The 17,771-nt window shown below is 59.4% G+C and carries 14 protein-coding genes; 3 read left to right on the top strand and 11 right to left on the bottom strand.

The window, feature by feature from the left end; all coding sequences use genetic code 11:
* Positions 1-36: 36 nt before the first annotated feature.
* The 4 genes from Q1K31_RS02045 to dapB form a co-directional block, all read right to left on the bottom strand.
* Positions 37-921 carry a methylated-DNA--[protein]-cysteine S-methyltransferase gene (locus Q1K31_RS02045; protein WP_300376182.1) on the bottom strand — a complete coding sequence of 295 codons (885 nt, stop codon included), beginning with the start codon at positions 919-921 and terminating at the stop codon, positions 37-39.
* A 56-nt stretch (positions 922-977) separates the two neighbouring features.
* Positions 978-2,450 (bottom strand): sigma-54 dependent transcriptional regulator, encoded by a 1,473-nt coding sequence (locus Q1K31_RS02040; protein WP_300376180.1) that lies wholly within the window; start codon positions 2,448-2,450, stop codon positions 978-980.
* A 164-nt stretch (positions 2,451-2,614) separates the two neighbouring features.
* Positions 2,615-3,859 (bottom strand): acetyl-CoA C-acetyltransferase, encoded by a 1,245-nt coding sequence (locus Q1K31_RS02035; RefSeq protein WP_300376178.1) that lies wholly within the window; start codon positions 3,857-3,859, stop codon positions 2,615-2,617.
* 97 nt (positions 3,860-3,956) lie between these two features.
* Positions 3,957-4,766, bottom strand: coding sequence for a 4-hydroxy-tetrahydrodipicolinate reductase (gene dapB / locus Q1K31_RS02030; protein WP_300376176.1), 810 nt, complete (start codon positions 4,764-4,766; stop codon positions 3,957-3,959).
* Positions 4,767-4,914: 148 nt separating this feature from the next.
* Between dapB and Q1K31_RS02025 the strand changes: the two genes are divergently transcribed.
* Positions 4,915-5,400, top strand: a complete 486-nt coding sequence (locus tag Q1K31_RS02025; protein ID WP_300376174.1) for a hypothetical protein — start codon at positions 4,915-4,917, stop codon at positions 5,398-5,400.
* Between the two features lie 14 nt (positions 5,401-5,414).
* Here the strand turns inward: Q1K31_RS02025 and Q1K31_RS02020 are convergent, their stop codons facing one another.
* Positions 5,415-6,281, bottom strand: a complete 867-nt coding sequence (locus Q1K31_RS02020; protein WP_300376172.1) for a peptidylprolyl isomerase — start codon at positions 6,279-6,281, stop codon at positions 5,415-5,417.
* A 74-nt stretch (positions 6,282-6,355) separates the two neighbouring features.
* Between Q1K31_RS02020 and Q1K31_RS02015 the strand changes: the two genes are divergently transcribed.
* Positions 6,356-7,216, top strand: a complete 861-nt coding sequence (locus tag Q1K31_RS02015; protein ID WP_300376170.1) for a 50S ribosomal protein L11 methyltransferase — start codon at positions 6,356-6,358, stop codon at positions 7,214-7,216.
* A gap of 45 nt (positions 7,217-7,261) precedes the next feature.
* A complete protein-coding gene (locus Q1K31_RS02010; RefSeq protein WP_300376168.1) occupies positions 7,262-9,073 on the top strand; it encodes an aminopeptidase P family protein in 1,812 nt (603 codons plus the stop codon).
* 17 nt (positions 9,074-9,090) lie between these two features.
* Here the strand turns inward: Q1K31_RS02010 and ligA are convergent, their stop codons facing one another.
* The 6 genes from ligA to ftsA all read right to left on the bottom strand — a co-directional run bounded on the left by ligA (position 9,091) and on the right by ftsA (position 17,768).
* Complete coding sequence (gene ligA / locus Q1K31_RS02005) at positions 9,091-11,193, bottom strand: NAD-dependent DNA ligase LigA (RefSeq protein ID WP_300376166.1); 2,103 nt, start codon at positions 11,191-11,193, stop codon at positions 9,091-9,093.
* Positions 11,190-12,890 (bottom strand): DNA repair protein RecN, encoded by a 1,701-nt coding sequence (locus Q1K31_RS02000; RefSeq protein WP_300376164.1) that lies wholly within the window; start codon positions 12,888-12,890, stop codon positions 11,190-11,192. Before Q1K31_RS02000 ends, ligA begins: the two co-directional genes overlap by 4 nt.
* Before the next feature lie 52 nt (positions 12,891-12,942).
* A complete protein-coding gene (locus tag Q1K31_RS01995) occupies positions 12,943-13,755 on the bottom strand; it encodes an outer membrane protein assembly factor BamD (protein WP_300376162.1) in 813 nt (270 codons plus the stop codon).
* A 136-nt stretch (positions 13,756-13,891) separates the two neighbouring features.
* Positions 13,892-14,806: a UDP-3-O-acyl-N-acetylglucosamine deacetylase gene (gene lpxC / locus Q1K31_RS01990; protein WP_300376160.1), complete on the bottom strand. Its 915-nt coding sequence runs from the start codon at positions 14,804-14,806 to the stop codon at positions 13,892-13,894.
* 148 nt (positions 14,807-14,954) lie between these two features.
* Positions 14,955-16,379, bottom strand: a complete 1,425-nt coding sequence (gene ftsZ, locus Q1K31_RS01985) for a cell division protein FtsZ (RefSeq protein WP_300376158.1) — start codon at positions 16,377-16,379, stop codon at positions 14,955-14,957.
* A gap of 93 nt (positions 16,380-16,472) precedes the next feature.
* Positions 16,473-17,768, bottom strand: coding sequence for a cell division protein FtsA (ftsA, locus tag Q1K31_RS01980; protein ID WP_300376156.1), 1,296 nt, complete (start codon positions 17,766-17,768; stop codon positions 16,473-16,475).
* Positions 17,769-17,771 lie beyond the last annotated feature (3 nt).

The raw sequence follows: 17,771 nt of genomic DNA, 5'->3' as shown, positions 1-17,771 counted from the left end.
CGGGCGCCAGCGCAAACCCGCGGCTCGATATGGGCCTCAGGCAGCGTGCGCGCGCTCATATGTCAGCATGGCACGCTTTCGCGCCACACCCCAATGGTAATTATGTAACCTTTGGTCTGAAGCAAGAGCGCGATGGCAGGGGATGAGCCAGGAGATATTGTTGGCGCCAATCGCAGTACCCGCGGCGCGTGCGGCCTTTGGCTGGCCGGCCGCAGCGGCGACTTGCCCATAGGTTCGTGTTTCACCGGCGGGAATATCGAGCAGGGCACGCCATATCTGGCGCCGGAAAGATGTACCGTAAAGCGCGACGGGGATCGGGTCGCTCCCCTGAAAGATGCGGTCGGCCCAGCGGCGGGCTTCACCGTCATCACGGACGGTTTCGGCATTCGGATAACGTCCGGCCAGATCCTTCAGGACAGCTTCCTTCACGTAGCCCGGATGCTGGAAGCCTGTTTTCTGTTCCGCGCCGTCATCGGCAAACCCAAGCCCGCACAGCCCTCTCGGGGAGATCAGAAAAACGCCACTCCCAAAAGGCGTTGGAGCCTCACCTATCTTCAGCTTGGCCCCTTCCCCGCCGGATTTTGCCTCGCCGGGCGAAAGCCCTTCATGCGCGACAAAGAGATCATGAAGACGCGACGGCCCGGAAAGGCCGGCTTCATAGGATGCATCCATGACGCTTGCCCCCTGCCGAAGCAGGTCTCCCGCCTCTGCGTGGGCGAGCGCGGCCTGGAACTGTTTCGGACTGACCCCCGCCCAGCGGGTAAACTCCCGCTGGAAATGATGCGGTGAAAGGCCCATGGCACGGGCACACTGGGACAAGTCTGGCCACTCCTGCCAGGTATCGCCCAGGTGCCTGAGCGCCTCAGCCATGCGGCTATAGGCAACCGAGCGTTCGGAAAGAGAAGAGGATGCAGTCGTCATGGGTGGAATTGTGGGCCGGAAGTTCAGCCGATTCCACCCGAATCTTGCGGTTGGCCCTAGCCGATCTTCCGTTTGTCCGGGTCGAGTTCATATTCGCGGATCTTGCGGTAGAGCGTCGAGCGGCCAATCCCGAGACGGCGACTGACTTCCGACATGTGGCCCTGATAGAAGTCTATCGCATATTCGATGACATCGCGCTCAATGTCCGAAAGCGTGCGGAGTTCACCATTCTCCCCCTTGATGGCGACAGGCCCGGCACCGGATAGTGAAGCGGCAGCTTCGCCGGAAACTGGATCCTCGACATCATTGTCAGGCCTGGAACGGGCCGGAACCGGCGGCAGGTCGGCCATTTCGGGCATGATACCGGAAATCTGCGGGAAATCGTGGGGCTGCAACTCAACCCCTTCACAAAGGATCACCGCGCGGAACACGGCGTTCTCGAGCTGGCGGACATTGCCCGGCCAGTCATGCGCGCAGAGCATTTGCAGCGTTTCCTCGCTGGCGCTCTGGACGTCACGGTCCTCAGAAGCGTTGAAACGGGAAATAAAGTGTTCGACGAGTGCCGGAATGTCTTCCTTGCGCTCACGCAGTGACGGCATGTCTACGGGAAAGACGTTGAGGCGGTAATAGAGGTCTTCGCGGAAGGCGCCCGCCTTTACCTGTTCGGCGAGATCCTTGTTCGTCGCCGAAATGATGCGCACGTCCACCTTGGTTGGCCGGCGCGAACCGACGGCATCGACTTCACCCTCCTGAAGCGCGCGCAGCAGTTTCACCTGCATGTCGAGCGGCAGTTCACCAACCTCATCAAGGAATAGCGTGCCGCCATCGGCTTCAACGAACTTACCAAGAGATTTCGATACTGCGCCTGTGAAAGCCCCTTTTTCATGGCCGAACAGGATCGACTCCACGAGATTTTCCGGGATAGCCCCACAGTTCACCGTGACGAACGGCTTGCCCGCGCGCTCCGAAGCGCCCTGGATGCAACGGGCGATGACTTCCTTGCCCACACCGCTTTCCCCGAGGATGAGAACCGGAATGTCGGAACTGGCCGCACGCTGGCCGAGACGGACGACCTGACGCATCATGGGCGCGTCAGCGATCATGTCATCGAAATTCATCCCGCCTTCCGACTTGCGGGTCAGGCGTTTCACCTCCCCCGTCAGCGAGGACATTTTCAGGGCGTTGCGGATCGATACGACGACGCGCTCAGGATTGGCCGGCTTAACAATGAAGTCGACAGCGCCCGCCCGCATGGTGGTGACGATGGTGTCGATGCCGGACGTTGCCGTGAGCATGATGACCGGTACATCCGGAACGCGTTCGGACAGACGCTCCAGCGTCTCCATGCCCGAAAGGCCCGGCATGGTAAGGTCCAGCAGGATGACATCAGCACCCGCCTCTGTGGCGGCGGTAAATCCGCTTTCACCATCAGGTGCTGTCCGGCAGGCAAACCCGGCCTTCTCCACAGAAGCCTGGATCAGCCTGCGCTGTGTCGGATCGTCATCAATTACCAGAACCGTCTTCGCCATCGTCATCACCCGTAATGCGACCCTTCTGGGTCATTTCGTTACGGCCCGATATGGCACACGGAAATGGAGTTATGGTTCAAACGGTCTTTTGAATTTTAACGAAAATTCGCCCCGCCCGGAGATGACCGGACGGGGCGATACAATCATGTCCGACAAGTCGGATGCTACAGGCGCTCAATGATAATGGCCGGTGCCATCCCGCCAGCTGCGCACATAGTGACAAGCCCGTACTGGCCGCCTGACCGCTCCAGCTCGTCGAGAACTGTGCCGATCAGGATCGAACCAGTCGCACCAATCGGGTGGCCAAGCGCCATGGCACCGCCGTTGATGTTCACTTTCTCGCGGTCGAGCTCAAGATCACGGATAAACTTCTCGGCTACGACAGAGAAGGCTTCATTGATTTCCCAAACGTCGATCTGGTCTTTCGTCATGCCAGCCTTTTCCAGGACTTTCTTGGCCGCTGGCACGGGGGCGTTGAGCATCAGGGTCGGGTCGTCACCCATATTTGCAGTGGCAATGATGCGGGCGCGTGGCTTGTAGCCATGCTTGTCGGCATATTCCTTGGAGGTCAGCAGCAAAGCGGCCGCCCCGTCGACAACCCCTGACGAGTTCCCGGCATGATGGACATGGTTCATCTTGCCTTTCAGGTCGGGATATTTGTTGAAGATCATCGACCCGTAGGTGTTGCCCTCTTCGTCAATCGGGATGTCCATATACATGTTGAACACCGTCTTGAGGCCGGAGAGAGTTTCCATGGTCGTGTTCGGACGCGGGAATTCATCCTTCTCGAGCGCCACGGACCCGTCTTCGTTGTGGACCGGCACAACGGACTTGTCGAAGCGGCCCTCATCCATGGCCCGCTTGGCGCGCTGCTGGGATGTCAGCGCGAGCTGGTCTACGGCCTCGCGGTCGATACCCTCGATCGTCGCAATCGCATCCGCACAAACGCCCTGCTGGGACTGGGGATGCTTGGCGCGAAGGCGCAGGTTGCCACCATCAATCATAGGCGGGACACTCGGATCAGCCGACGATGAAGTATAGCTCATCATCTCGCATCCGCCGGCGACGACGCAGTCTTCCATGCCGGACATGATCTGTGCAGCTGCCAGGTTCACGGTGGTGATGCCCGAACCACAGAAGCGGTCCAGGGTCACACCGGAAGCCTTGATGTCATAACCGGCATCAAGTGCAGCCATGCGGCCCATATCGCCCCCCTGCTTGCCGCGCTGGGAGCTTGTGCCCCAGATGATGTCATCAACAGTCGAAGTGTCGAGATTATTGCGGTCACGGATCGCGGAAAGCACTGTCGCGCCCAGGATCTGGGGGTGAAGATGAGCCAGCGAACCCTTGCCAACTTTGCCGATACCGCGCGGTGTGCGGACCGCGTCGATGATGTATGCGTCTGCCATGATGTCCTCCCGAAAAGACTAGAAAGATAGATAATAGCGGGACGATAAGCCCCTTCCGCTCGGGAATGGCAATCTCTGCCGTGGCGTCAAAGATGCCTCACAGGCCGAGAACATCATTCATGTCATACAGGCCCGGCTCCTGGCGCACGGCCCAGCGCGCCGCAGAAAGGGCTCCATTGGCGAACACGGCCCGGTCAAGCGCGGTATGGGCAAGTGAAAGGACTTCCTGCTCACTTGCAAATGTGACCTCATGCTCACCAATGACCCCGCCTGAGCGGCGGACCGCGAAGCCGATCGTGCCGGTTTCACGTTTTGAATCCGGCCCATCATAGGGGGCACTGCGTAGTGTCTTGAGGTCAGCCCCCCGCCCGCTGGCTGCTGCGTCGCCCAGCATAAGGGCGGTACCGGAGGGCGCATCGACCTTGCGGCGATGATGGGTTTCCAGGACTTCGATATCCCAGTCCTCGCCGAGGCTTTCAGCGGCCCGGCGGGTCAGGGCACAGAGGAGGTTCACGCCAAGCGAGAAATTGCCAGCCTTCACGATGGCAATCTCTTCTGCAATTTCTGCGATATCGGCCTCATCTGCCCCGTCAAAACCGGTGGTGCCGATTATCGCGGCTTTGACGCCTGCCCCTTTCAGCGCGTGCAAAGCTGCCAACGTGGCCTGTGGCCGGGTAAAGTCGATCCAGACGTCAGCGCCGCTTGCAGCCTTGGCCGGGTCTTCAACGGCAGAAACGCCCTGGGAGGCACGTTCCAGGATTGTACCGATGTCCTGTCCAAGATGGGGAGAGCCGGATGCTTCGCTGGCGCCGGTAATTTCATGACCGGACTCTATGGCGGCATTGGCGATCTGGCGGCCCATTCGGCCTGCCACGCCTGCAACTGCGATCTTCAGTGAACTGCTCATGCGCCCTCCATAACCACTTTTGTCCGTGCGCGCCTAGAGGCAGGCGGGCCGATTTTCGCCTCAGACGAGAAACCACTGTGCTGCCAGCGCATTATGATGTTAACTATACATTAACCAAGCGCCTGCTCAGGACAGAAGGATCACGGCAATGCAGAAAGCTTTCATTCTCGGTCTCGGCCTTACAGTGATATCCGCCTTGCCAGCTTTTGCCGACGGTTATGAGAATGCCCCGCCGCCCAATCCGGGGCCGGAACCCCTCTCACCGCATGAGCAGGAGACGCATTATTATGACAGGGACGTCTATGTTGAGCGTGCACCGTCGACTGTCACGTATACTTCATCGGCATGCTGCTGCTGCGCACCCGTCACTTATGGCCGAACCTATGTGACAGAGCCTGTCACTGTGCGCCGGTACACGCGTACCTACACCAGGATCGCGCCGCCGGATTGCTATCACACCCACAGTCACGGGCATGGCCATCATGAGTATCACCATGAATCGTATGACCGCGATGTGAGCTATTACTCGTCAGAGGCATATCCGGTACGGCAAGAGCAGTATTCCTCTTACCGGAGCTGGCACAATGACCGCGCCGCGGCCTGGGCCCATTATGACCGCGGTTGGCGTAATTAGACTGGCCAGATAACTCAGCCACCCTCACCGGCCTGGCGAGCCGGGACGGAGAAGCTGCAGATATCGAGGACCTGGGGCGGCTGACGATAGAAGAATTCTTCATTTCGGATTCGCTTGGCTACCTTGAAGTCCTCAAACGCGATGCTGTTGGTCTCCATGACTTCCCATTGCGGACGTTCATCTTCGGGCAGTGAACTGGCCATGTAGAAATCGATGATTTCATCGCCTTCGTCCGGGGCCTGAATGACACCATTCTCGATCTCACGGTCGCCGCGCTTGAGCGCCTGCACATTCTTCATGCCATCAATGACACGTCCGAACACGGTCAGGTTCCGGTCGAGATAACGCTGCGCATCCAGAACGATATAAAACTCCGTCGCCGCCGTGTCCGGTCCGGTATCCCGCGCCATCGCGACCGCGCCGGGACAATGCAGCAGCCACTCCTCCTGGAGCAGCTGGTTCCGGCCGACCGCAAATCCGTCGATATGGCCGACTTCAGGTGCGAAAAGGTCCCGGTTGCCAAGCTCGATGAAATCTTCTCCGCCATAGGGGCGGTCATTTTCATTTTCGAGGGCTGGCCACGCATCGACAGCCCCCTCCTCGTTCAGCCCACCCTGCGCAACAAACCCGTCAATAACACGGTAGAAGGTTTCTCCGTCCAGCACCCCGGCCTCCGCGAGTTCCCGTATCCTGTCCACATGACCAGGCGCAAAATCCGGATTGAGCTCTATCGTGATGCGGCCCTTTCCGGTGTCGATGAGAAGCAGGTTCTCTGGTGCCACGGCACGCCAGTCGGATGCCTCTTCCTGTGCGAAGCCTGCGGGTATCGCTGCCATACAGGCCACTGCGGCACCCATCATGATGCGTCCGATCAGTTTCACTTTTGTCCTCCCTAATCTACTTGTCTGAGTGAAACCCTATCCGGCTTTTTATGCCTCTGCTATGGCCCTTCACCATGTATCAGATCACCGCAAAAGGCCCGCGTGAGGCCATTGAAGCTGCCTGGGATGCCCTGGCCTGGACCGACCCATCACCGGCGGGCGCCGTGGATGCCAAGGAGGATGGCCGCCATGCCTGGCGTCTCGATGCCTATGCCGAAACACGCGAAGATGCAGATGCCTGCCAGGCCCTCATCGAGGAGACGTCGCCTAACCTTAATCCAGTGGTCGAACCATTGGAGGACCGCGACTGGGTAACGCTTTCACTGGAAGGCCTGCCCCCGGTCGAGGCCGGACGCTTTATCGTGGCCGGCAGCCATGTGCTGGCGAAATCCGCGCCGGGGAAGACGCCAATCCTCATCGAGGCTGGACCGGCCTTCGGGACCGGGCATCACGGTACCACGCTTGGCTGTCTGCTGGGTCTGGAGCATGTGCTCAAGCAGGACCGCCCACAGAAGGTTCTGGATGTGGGAACAGGCTCCGGCCTGCTCGCGATCGCTGCAATCAAGACTGGCAGCCTGCGCGCCTGGGGTACAGAGATCGACGCTGACAGCGTGCGTGTGGCCAATGAAAATGCCGCGAAAAACCATGTCGCGAATGCCTTCCAGACCTTCGAGACTGGTGGCGGCTTCAATACTACAATCCGCCGTGACGCGCCGTATGACCTTGTCTTCGCAAACATCCTGTTCCGCCCGCTCGTGGGTCTCTCGCCGACAATCTGTGAACTGACGGCAACTGGCGGCCATGTCATCCTGTCCGGCCTTTTGACCCATCAGGAACCGCTTGTGCGCAAGGCCTATGGCGCGCGCGGCCTGTCACTTGTCCATCGAGTTCGAAAGGATGGCTGGTCAAGCCTGGTTTTCCGCAAGCACGCGTGAAGCTCGCACCTTCCGCTCACCGGTCTTTCGTCCTAGGTTTAGAAGATGAGACAGAATTTCGATGTGAAGGGCGGCCCACAGCTTGGCCGGAACAACCTTCCCCGCCTGCGCGATGCGATGAAAGCACAGGGCCTTGATGGCTTTTATGTGCCGCATGAAGATGAATATCAGAACGAGTACCTGCCTGCCTGTAATGACAGGCTGACCTGGGCAACCGGCTTCACCGGATCGGCTGGTGCCGCGATGGTGTTTCAGGACAATGCCGTCATCTTCGCAGACGGGCGCTACACCCTGCAGGTGCGTGACCAGACCGACCCGGAGCTGATCGATATCGAGGGCCTTCCCGAGCCCGGCCCGTTCGGATGGCTCGCAAAGCAAAGCCTGAAGGACAAGACGCTCGGCTATGATCCGAAGCTGATGACGCCGAATGATCTTGAGGCGCTCCAGGCAAGTGCACGCAAGGTCGGCGTCACGCTGAAGGCGGTTCAGAAAAATCCCATAGACGCAGCCTGGGATGACCGACCGGATGAGCCGATGGCACAGGTCGTCCCGCAGAAGCTGGAAAACGCCGGCGTCGAGGCAGGCCAGAAACGTACCGAGATTGCTGACGCCCTGAAAGCCGATGGTGCGGAAGCGGCCGTAGTCACGTCACCGGCTTCTGTGGCATGGGCCTTCAATATCCGTGGCGGCGATGTCGCCTGCTCACCCCTGCCCCTCTCGCGCGCTATTCTCAAGGCTGACGGCACCGCCGACCTTTTCCTTGATCCGAAAAAAACAAACGACGCCCTGCGCGAACACCTCGGCAATCAGGTTCGCCTGCGCCCCATGGAAGACCTTGAGCCTGCTCTGGCCGAACTCAAAGGCAAGACGATCAGCCTGGACCCGGCCCTGGCTTCAGCCTGGTTCTTCGGCGCATTGGAAGACGCTGGAGCCAGTATCCTGCGACAGCCCGATCCCGTACTCTTGCCAAAGGCCTGCAAGAACGCGACCGAGATCGCCGGCACCGAAGCGGCTCACATCAAGGATGGCGCAGCGCTGACGCGATTCCTCCACTGGCTTGCGACGGAAGGACAGTCCGGCGAAGTCACCGAGATTGACGCTGCTCTCAAGCTTGAAAGCTTCCGCGAAGATCTTGGCGACCTCAACGACCTGTCCTTTGAAACAATTTCAGGGGCTGGCCCCCACGGTGCCCTGCCCCATTACCGGGTATCTTCGGCCTCAAACAGGAAACTTGAGCGCGGCTCACTCTACCTCGTCGACAGTGGCGGGCAGTACCCCGCCGGGACAACCGATGTGACGCGCACCGTTCCGATCGGTGACCCGTCTGATGACATGCGCAGGCATTACACGCTTGTCCTGAAAGGCCATATCGCACTGGCGAGCGTACGTTTTCCTGAAGGCACGACCGGCACGCACCTCGATGCGCTGGCGCGTCATCCGCTCTGGCAGGCCGGTCTGGACTATGACCATGGCACCGGCCACGGCGTCGGCGTCTATCTCGGCGTACATGAAGGCCCGCAGCGCATTGCCAAGCCCTGGAACAGCATACCGCTCGCACCCGGCATGATCGTTTCCAACGAGCCCGGCTTCTACCGGGAGGGCCAATACGGTATCCGGATCGAGAACCTGCAATACGTTACAGAACCGGCAGACATTCCGGGGGGCGAGCGCAAGATGCTGGGCTTCCGCAACCTGACCTGGGCGCCACTCTCTCGCGAACTCATCGACCTTGAGCTTCTCTCACCCGCCGAGCATGACTGGGTGAACCGCTATCATGAAGAGGTGCTCGAAAAGCTGGGTCCACTGGTCGATGGTGAAGTCAGCGACTGGCTGAAAGCCCAGTGCCAGCCGATCTGACACTTGCTGGCGGGACGCTAAAGGCCCGCCAGCTCCAGCCAGTCATCCTCGCTCATGACCTGAAGGCCGAGCTCTTCGGCCTTTTTGAGCTTCGACCCAGCCCCCGGACCTGCAACCACAATATCCGTTTTTGCCGAGACCGAACCTGAAACCTTGGCGCCCAGAGCTGTCGCCCGGGACTTTGCCTCGTCGCGCGTCATGCGCTCAAGTGTGCCGGTAAAGACAATGGTCTTTCCGGCGACAGGGCTGTCAGTTGCCGCCGCTTCTGCATCAGCAACGCCAACTTCTTCGAGAAGGCTCTGGAGCATATCCCTGTTGTGCGGTTCAGCGGCAAAACCCTTGAGGCTTTTCACCGCCGTCTGCCCAACACCATCAATCGACAAAAGCTCGCCCTCGGCGGCTTCTTCGCCCCGGGACGCTTTCTCGACCGTGCTCCAGAAGGCAGCCCAGCTCAGAAAATGGCGGGCGAACAGGCCTGATGTGGTCTCGCCAACATGCCTGATACCAAGCCCGTTCAGGAAACGCTGGAAAGGTGGATTGCGGCGGGCATCAATTGAGGCAAACAGGTTCTTTGCAGACGTCTCGCCGAACCCGTCCCACTCCGTCAGGGGCGGCTCACCGGCCTCCTCTATGCGGGCGGTGAGCCGGTAGATGTCCTGAGGGCCTTCCAGAATGCCGAGCGCATGAAACAGCTCGACCTGTTTTGCGCCGAGCCCGTCTATATCGAGCGCCTTGCGGGACACAAAATGCTTCAGCCGCTCGACCGCCTGGGCCGGGCATGTAAGCCCGCCCGTGCAGCGCCGGCGTACATCTTCCTCACCCTTCTCATCCGTCTCACGCACGGCTGCCGCGCCGCATTGCGGACACTCCTCCGGCATTTTGAATGCGGGGGAACGATTTTCGTCAGGGTCTACAACGCCGAGGACCTGCGGGATGACATCCCCGGCCCGCTGGATCTCGACCATGTCGCCCGGGCGCACATCGAGCCGGGCAATCTCGTCTTCATTGTGCAGCGTCGCGTTGGAGACTACGACGCCGCCGACCGTCACGGGCTTCAGCCGGGCGACGGGCGTCAGAGTGCCGGTACGGCCAACCTGAATCTCGATTGCTTCGAGTTTCGTAACCGCGCGCTCGGCCGGGAATTTGTGAGCGATGGCCCAGCGCGGGAAGCGGCTGACGAAACCAAGCCGCTCCTGCCAGTCAAGCCGGTTCACCTTGTAGACGACGCCATCAATATCATAGCCGAGCAAGGTCCGTCGCTCGGTCATGTCACGATACGCATCAAGCAGGCCATCCACGGTCTCATGCGGATGGAAGAGTTCGTTCGTGACAAATCCCCAGTCGCGAAACTTTTCGATAGCCTCGGCCTGGGTAGCGGCAAAGCGCTCTGAGGTTTCACCCCATGCATAGGCAAAAAAGCGCAACGGCCGGGCGCGTGTTATGGACACATCAAGCTGTCGCAGGCTGCCGGCTGCGGCATTGCGCGGATTGGCGAAAACCTTCTTGCCGGCCACTTCCTGATTGGCATTCAACACCTTGAAAGCCTCACCTGTCATGTAGACTTCGCCGCGAATTTCAATCTTGTCCGGCCAGCCCTCTCCTTTAAGTGTGTCCGGGATGTCTTCTACCGTTCGGGCATTGACGGTGACGTCTTCGCCCACACTCCCGTCCCCCCGCGTCGCCGCACGGACAAGACGACCGCTTTCATAGGTCAGGCTGAGAGACAGGCCGTCAATCTTGGGCTCGGCTGTCAGAACCAGCGGCTCATCTTCGCCAAGCCCCAGGTAACGGCGTATGCGTGCGGCAAACTCTGCCACATCCTCATCCGAAAAGGCATTGTCGAGCGACAGCATGGGTACGCCATGCGTAACTTTGCTGAAAGCTTCCGAAACCTGCGCACCAACTCTTTCGCTTGGGCTGTCAGAGCGTTTCAGATGCGGAAACTGCGCCTCGATCTGCTCATTCCGGGCGCGCATCGCATCATATTCAGCATCGCTCAGATGCGGGTCATCATCCTTGTAATAGGCATTATCGGCAAGCCGAATCTCCGTAGCGAGCCTTGCCAGTTCCCGCCGGGCTTCTGCTTCTGACAGCGCCTCGACGGAAACCTGCTTGCTCATACATCCTCCAGAAGCCTCGATGCCGCCGCTCTTGCCTCTTCGGTGACCGTGGTCCCGGAAAGCATTCGGGCGATTTCTTCATGCCGTTCACGAGCATCTAGACCGCTCAGACGGGTTTCGCCAAGTCCGTTTGAGCGCGCACCTGTCTTCGAGACCAGCCATTGATGGTTCGCCGCCGCGGCAACCTGTGGACTATGAGTGATCGCAAAAACCTGGCGGTTTGCAGCAAGCCTTGCAAGGCGTTCCCCGATCGCGGCCGCGACAGCGCCACCGACACCATGATCAGCCTCATCAAAGACCATGACGGGAACGTTGGTGGTTTCCGCCAGTGCGCACTGAAGCGCCAGTGAAAACCGCGCCAGCTCCCCACCAGAAGCAATCTGGCGCAATGGGCCAAAGCCTGCACCCGGATTCGTCTCGACCTCGAATTCGACCTTCTCCTGTCCGGCGGCACCTGAAGCCTCTTCTGCGATCTCGTCGAACCTGATTCTCACCTGCGTGCGCTCAAGCTTAAGCGGCTTCAGTTCTGTCTCGATTGACGCCTCAAGCCGCCTCGCCGCGGTATGACGGGCGTCTGAAAGCCGGTCTGCAGCCGTACGCCAGCCGGCAGCCGCCGCCTTCTCCGCTGAACGGGCCTTGTCGATTGCGCCTTGCGGGGCATCACCAAGTGCGAGTTTCTCCAGCGTTTCTTCAAGCAGGGCAGGCAGGTCTTCGACGGGTACATCATATTTCCTGGCGGCAGACTTCAATGTGTGCAGACGCTGATCGGCCTTTTCCAGACTGTCTGGATCATGTTCGGCTTCACGAGCGAGCGCTTCAAGCGCGGAACTGGCTTCGCCAGCCTCGATAAGGGCTCTTTCCAGTGCCTCGGCCGCTGTGCGGGCAGCTTTTGCCAATCCACCATCACTCTCGTCCATGCCTTCGAAACCGAGGATCCGTTCACTGGCCCGGCTTGCACGGGCAAGGCCGGATTCAATCTCGCCGCTCTCGAACGCCTCCACAGCTTCGCTGGCTGCCGCGGCGATCTTTTCGGCCTGCATGAGAAGGGCTCGCTCCCCTGCCAGCCGCTCGACCTCTCCTGCAACCGGCGACAGGGCCTCAAGTGTCTCCTTCATTTCGTTCAACTGGGCGTGACGGGCTTCAGCTTCCTTAAGGTCGGCCTCAACCTGTTCGCGGGCCTGTCGGCTTTCCTGGTACGCCTGCCAGGTCTCTCGACAGGTTTCCAGCAAGGCCTCGTTGCCAGCATAGAGATCGAGCATCTCCCGGTGCCGGGAAACACGCATGAGACCAGCCGCAGAATGCTGGCCATGTATCTCGACAATTACCTCTCCCAACGCTTCGAGAAGGCCGGCATTGACCGGCTGGTCATTCACGAAGGCGCGTGCAGGACCGCTTGCCGGGATGAGCCGCTTGAGCGTAAGCGTTTCGAACGGAGACGCATCGATTCCCCGTTCCGCAAGCAATGACCAGGCCGCATGTTCCGGGGGAAGCGAAAGCTCGACCAGTATGCTCGCCTGATTGGCATCCTTGCGGACATATTTGCGGCTGGCCGGCGCACCAAGCACCAGTCCGAGCGCATCAAGAATGATGGACTTACCCGCACCGGTTTCCCCGGTGAGGGCGGTGAAGCCGCTGGCGGCGTCGATATCGAGCCGCTCGATCAGCAGGAATGAGCGAATTGAGAACGCGATGATCATGCGTTCTCTTACCACTGGAACAGAACAAGAACAAGCCTGTTTTCGACAGCCCCTAGTCGAGTGAAGCTGTCGTATTCACGCCAGCCCTCGCCTCCTGGGCCACGCCCTGACGCTGGAGCAGCTTATAGCTGTCCTCATACCATTTGCTGCCGGGATAGTTGTGCCCGAGCACGGCCGCAGCCGCGATCGCCTGATCCATAAGTCCCAGAGAAACATAGGATTCCACAAGACGGTAGAGCGCTTCATTGACGTGACTGGTCGTCTCGAACTCGTCAATCACGCGCTTGAAACGGTTCACGGCAGAAAGGTGCTGGTTACGGCGAAGATACCACCGGCCAATTTCCATATTCTTCCCGGCGAGCTGATCATGGACCATGTCGATCTTCAGCTGCGCATCGCGTGCATAGTCCGTCTCCGGATAACGGCGAATCACTTCGTTGAGCGCATCGCGGGCCAGTTCGGTCGTCTTCTGGTCGCGGCCGACATCGACGATCTGCTGGAAATAGCTCTGACTGATCAGGTAATACGAATATGGCGCACCCTGCCCGGCCGGGTTCAGCGACAGATAACGCTGCGCTGTCGAAATCGCATCATCGTAACGGCGCGCACGGTATGACGCATAGGCCGACATGAGGGTCGCCCGGCGGGCCCATTCGGAATACGGGTGCTGACGCTCAACTTCGTTGAACAGCTCGATTGCGCTGACATAGTCATTCTCGTCGAGCTCTTCGGCAGCTGCATTGTACAGCGCCTCGACCGGGCGCTCGACATAGGCCAGGTCACGTGCCTGGCGGTTGGAGTTACAGGCTGTGAGAAGCAGCGCGAGGCAGACGACAGAAAGACTGGTTTTCATATTAAGCGACATATCACCATCCGAAGGGACTTGGAATGGGCTGCACTTTGACTTCAAGCGCCGTGATGTAAAGGGTGCGATACAGGAGAGCGCAATCTAGGCGGCTATCAGCAGCATTGCGGAACGGGGCCATCCGTTCCCAGAACGTCTAGCGCCCAGCTGCAACGCTGTAGCGGTCTTCAAGCATCTCATCTGTCTCCCAGCACCAGGCTGAAGGATTATCCAGCAGGGCCCGAACAAGCTTGTTGTTCAGCGCGTGGCCTGGCTGACGGGCTTCATAGACACCTGCAATCGGTGCGCCGGCCAGCATCAGGTCGCCGACCGCATCAAGGATCTTGTGCCGGACAAACTCGTCATTGATGCGCAGCCCTTCCGGATTGACGATGCTGTCCCCATCGAGAACCACCGCATTTTCCAGAGACCCGCCGCGTGCAAGCCCCATGGCTTTCAGCTGCTCGACCTCATGTGCAAAACCAAAGGTGCGGGCAAAGGCGATGTCGCGGGCAAACATACCCGGCAGAAGCCGGACCGACATCTGCTGGGTACCGATGGCCTTGCTTTCGAATTCTATTTTCGCATGGATCGAGAGATAATCATCAGCCGATGGGCTCAGCCGGGCATGCTTCACGCCATCACGGATCTCGATATCTTCCAGAATGCGTATCCGGCGGCGCAGCGCGCCCTGACGGCGAAGCCCGGCCGACAGCATCAGTTCGCAGTAAACAGCCGATGAGCCATCCATGATCGGCACTTCAGGGCCGTCGATCTCAATCATCAGATTGTCGACGCCAACGCCAGCGCAGGCCGCCAGCATGTGCTCGACAGTCGCCACAGTCACACCCGCTTCGTTGCGGAGCGTCGTACCGAGCTGGACTTCACTGACATGATCCCCGCGCGCATGCACGATATTGTCACGATCACTAATATCGGTGCGACGGAAGCATATGCCTGTACCAGCCGGGGCAGGTTTCAGCACCATTCGAGCGCGCGCGCCCGTATGGACACCCACACCGGCGCAGACAGCCGGGCAATTAATTGTCTGCTGAACCTGAACGCTACTCATGACAATAATCCTTTGTCTCAGCCCACTAGAAAGGTGATTTGCGCTCAAGGTTCAAAACAAGGAATGTTTCGCAATATGACAAACAGGGCGCCAGATGGATCCAGCGCCCTGTTTATAAAAGAATTTAGTTTATTACAGACAGCCGCACCTAGTGGTTGGCTGAGCGCCTCAGGAAGGCCGGAATTTCGAGGTCTGCATCGTCGAACGGGGCAGCACTCGGATGATCTTCGCGCGAGGAGACGATCTTTTCATTCAGGTCGACATCTTCCTGATCATTGTCGCCGTGTGTCGGGCCTTTGCGCCAGCCGAACAGGTTGGCAAACCCTGCCCCCGATTCCGGCTCTTCACGCTTAGGCCTGGCTGGTGGCTGTGATGAACCGAAAACAGCATCGGCACTTACTTCGTCTGCCCCTTCGCTACGCTCCGTATGAGCTGCCGGCAGGGGCCTCGACGTAAAGTCAGGGCGCGGGTCGGCTTCAACTTCGGCTACCTGTTCTTCAGGTTGCTCGTCTTCCTGTTCGCCGCTGACAACAACGGTCGGTGTCTCGACCTCTTCTGCGACAGGTTCCGGCCTGGAGACAGGCTGGGGGGCTGGGACTTCAGCCTGCTCTTCAGCAGCAGAAACGCCAACAGCACCCTCGATACCGGCAGCGACCACAGAAACGCGCAGACGGCCTTCCAGCTCTGGGTCAAAGGTCGAGCCGAGAATGATGTTTGCGTCCGGGTCGACTTCACGGCGGATTTCATTGGCCGCTTCATCAAGCTCGAAGAGGGTCATGTCATACCCGCCGGTAATGCTGATGAGCACGCCCTTGGCGCCTTTCATCGAAACATCGTCAAGCAGCGGATTATCGATGGCTGCGCGCGCCGCTTCGAGTGCGCGGCCTTCGCCTTCACTCTCGCCCATGCCCATCATGGCTGCGCCCATGCTCTTCATGATCGTGCGCACGTCGGCAAAGTCGAGATTGATCAGGCCCGGCATGACCATCAGGTCGGTAATGCCGCGAACACCGGAATAGAGAACATCGTCCGCCATGCGGAAGGCTTCGGCGAACGTGGTGCGCTCATTCGCAATACGGAAAAGGTTCTGGTTGGGAACCACGATCATCGTGTCGATCGCATCGCGCATCTTTTCCAGGCCACCTTCGGCGATCTGCATGCGGCGTGTGCCTTCAAAGCTGAAAGGCTTGGTGACGACACCAACTGTCAGCATGCCACGGTCGCGGGCAGCCTTGGCGATCACCGGGGCTGCACCTGTGCCTGTGCCGCCGCCCATACCGGCAGCGATAAAGACCATGTGTGCGCCTTCAAGATGGTGATTAATCTCTTCAAGCGACTCTTCGGCGGCCGCTGCGCCAACATCCGGGCGCGCGCCGGCACCAAGACCCGAGGTGGTGTCCATGCCGAGTTGTATCCGGTTCTCGGTCTTGGAGCGGTCAAGCGTCTGGGCATCCGTGTTTGCGACCACGAACTCCACGCCTTGCAAGTTTGCTTCGATCATATTGTCGACAGCGTTGCCACCAGCGCCACCGACGCCAAATACGACAATCCGCGGTTTGAGTTCCTGAGTCATTCTGCCTGCCTTTTACAAATCTACACAGAGGAGTCGTGTAACGACAAAGTGGCTGCTTCGCCCTAAGAGATTGTTAAGCATCACATTAACAACTCAAAAGTTTTCATTAAGCCAGCGCAAGATGCGGCTGAAGAGGCCGTTCTTGCCCGTTGCAACTCCACTGTCGGACGCTTTGCCAGCCCGCGCAACGTCCGTGAAACCCCTGAATTCATACGATAACAGACCAGCTGCCGTGGAAAAGACCGGATTGGCATGAGTTTCACCAAGCGTGTCTGCATCTACCGGTTTACCAAGGCGGACCGGCTGCTTGAGGACGCGCCCGGCGATTTCACGCACACCGGGCAACTGGCTTGCCCCACCTGTCAGCACAGTCCGCCGGGGCATGATGTTACGTAATTCGCTGTTTGCCAGCGTTTCACCCGCGTACTCGAAAATCTCCTCAATGCGCGGTCCGATAATGGCAGCAATCTCGCCACGGGCCAGACGGCTGGCATTGAGGCGTCCATCATCGCCAAGGCGCGCCACTTCAACACGCTCGGCCATACCGGGGCTGTTGGAGTCGGCATGGCCGTGAATGGTCTTCATGCGTTCCGCTGCAGCAAAGGTGGTGCCGATCCCCTGCGCGATGTCGCCCGTCACATTCGCGCCACCTGCAGGCACGAGGCCAAGCCAGGCGGGTGCACCGTTTATGAAGGCACACGCCGCGGTGACACCTGACCCCATATCGATGCACACAGCGCCGTGTTCCATCTCGTCATCAATCAGGGTGCCTGCGCCACTGGCAACGGCAGAGGGAATGATTCGGTCAACATGCAGGTGTGCCCGGCCGACACATTCGACGAGGTTGCGTACAAGTGTACGCGGGGCCGTGATCACAGAAAGCAGGACACTCAGCCGTTCACCGATCATACCGGCAGGGTCCTTGATGCCTTCCTGATCATCGAGCTTGTAGAGCACAGGGTGGGCACTGAGAATTTCGCGCTGCTTGGGGTTAACCTTGCCAAGCGCGTTTCCATGCAGCTTTTTCAGGTCCTTGCGGGTGACTTCGCGCCCACCAATGTCGGACACCGCAGCCACAAATTCACAGGCGACCTTCGCACCGGTAATGCCAAGGATCACCTGCTCGATCCGCTCACCTGCCTGGCGTTCGGCGTCCTCGACAGCAAGGCGAATGGACCGCTCCAGCGCTTCCATGTCCCTGATGGAGCCGCCATCGAAACCACGGCTCTGCTGACGCCCGCCACCGAGAAAGGTAAATCCCGACTTGGAGGCAGGATCATAACGCCCGATAAGACATGTGATTTTCGAGCTGCCAATATCGAGGGATGCGATCGCCTGTCCGACACGCGCAGCTTTTGCAGGTTTGAGTTTTGCGTCTGCTCTTGCCATTCT

Origin of the sequence: Henriciella sp. (genome assembly GCF_029936995.1) — a bacterium.
In the GTDB taxonomy this organism is placed as follows: Bacteria; Pseudomonadota; Alphaproteobacteria; order Caulobacterales; family Hyphomonadaceae; genus Henriciella.
The sequence above is the reverse complement of the archived record's forward strand: the minus strand, read 5'-3'. Positions and strand labels throughout refer to the sequence as shown.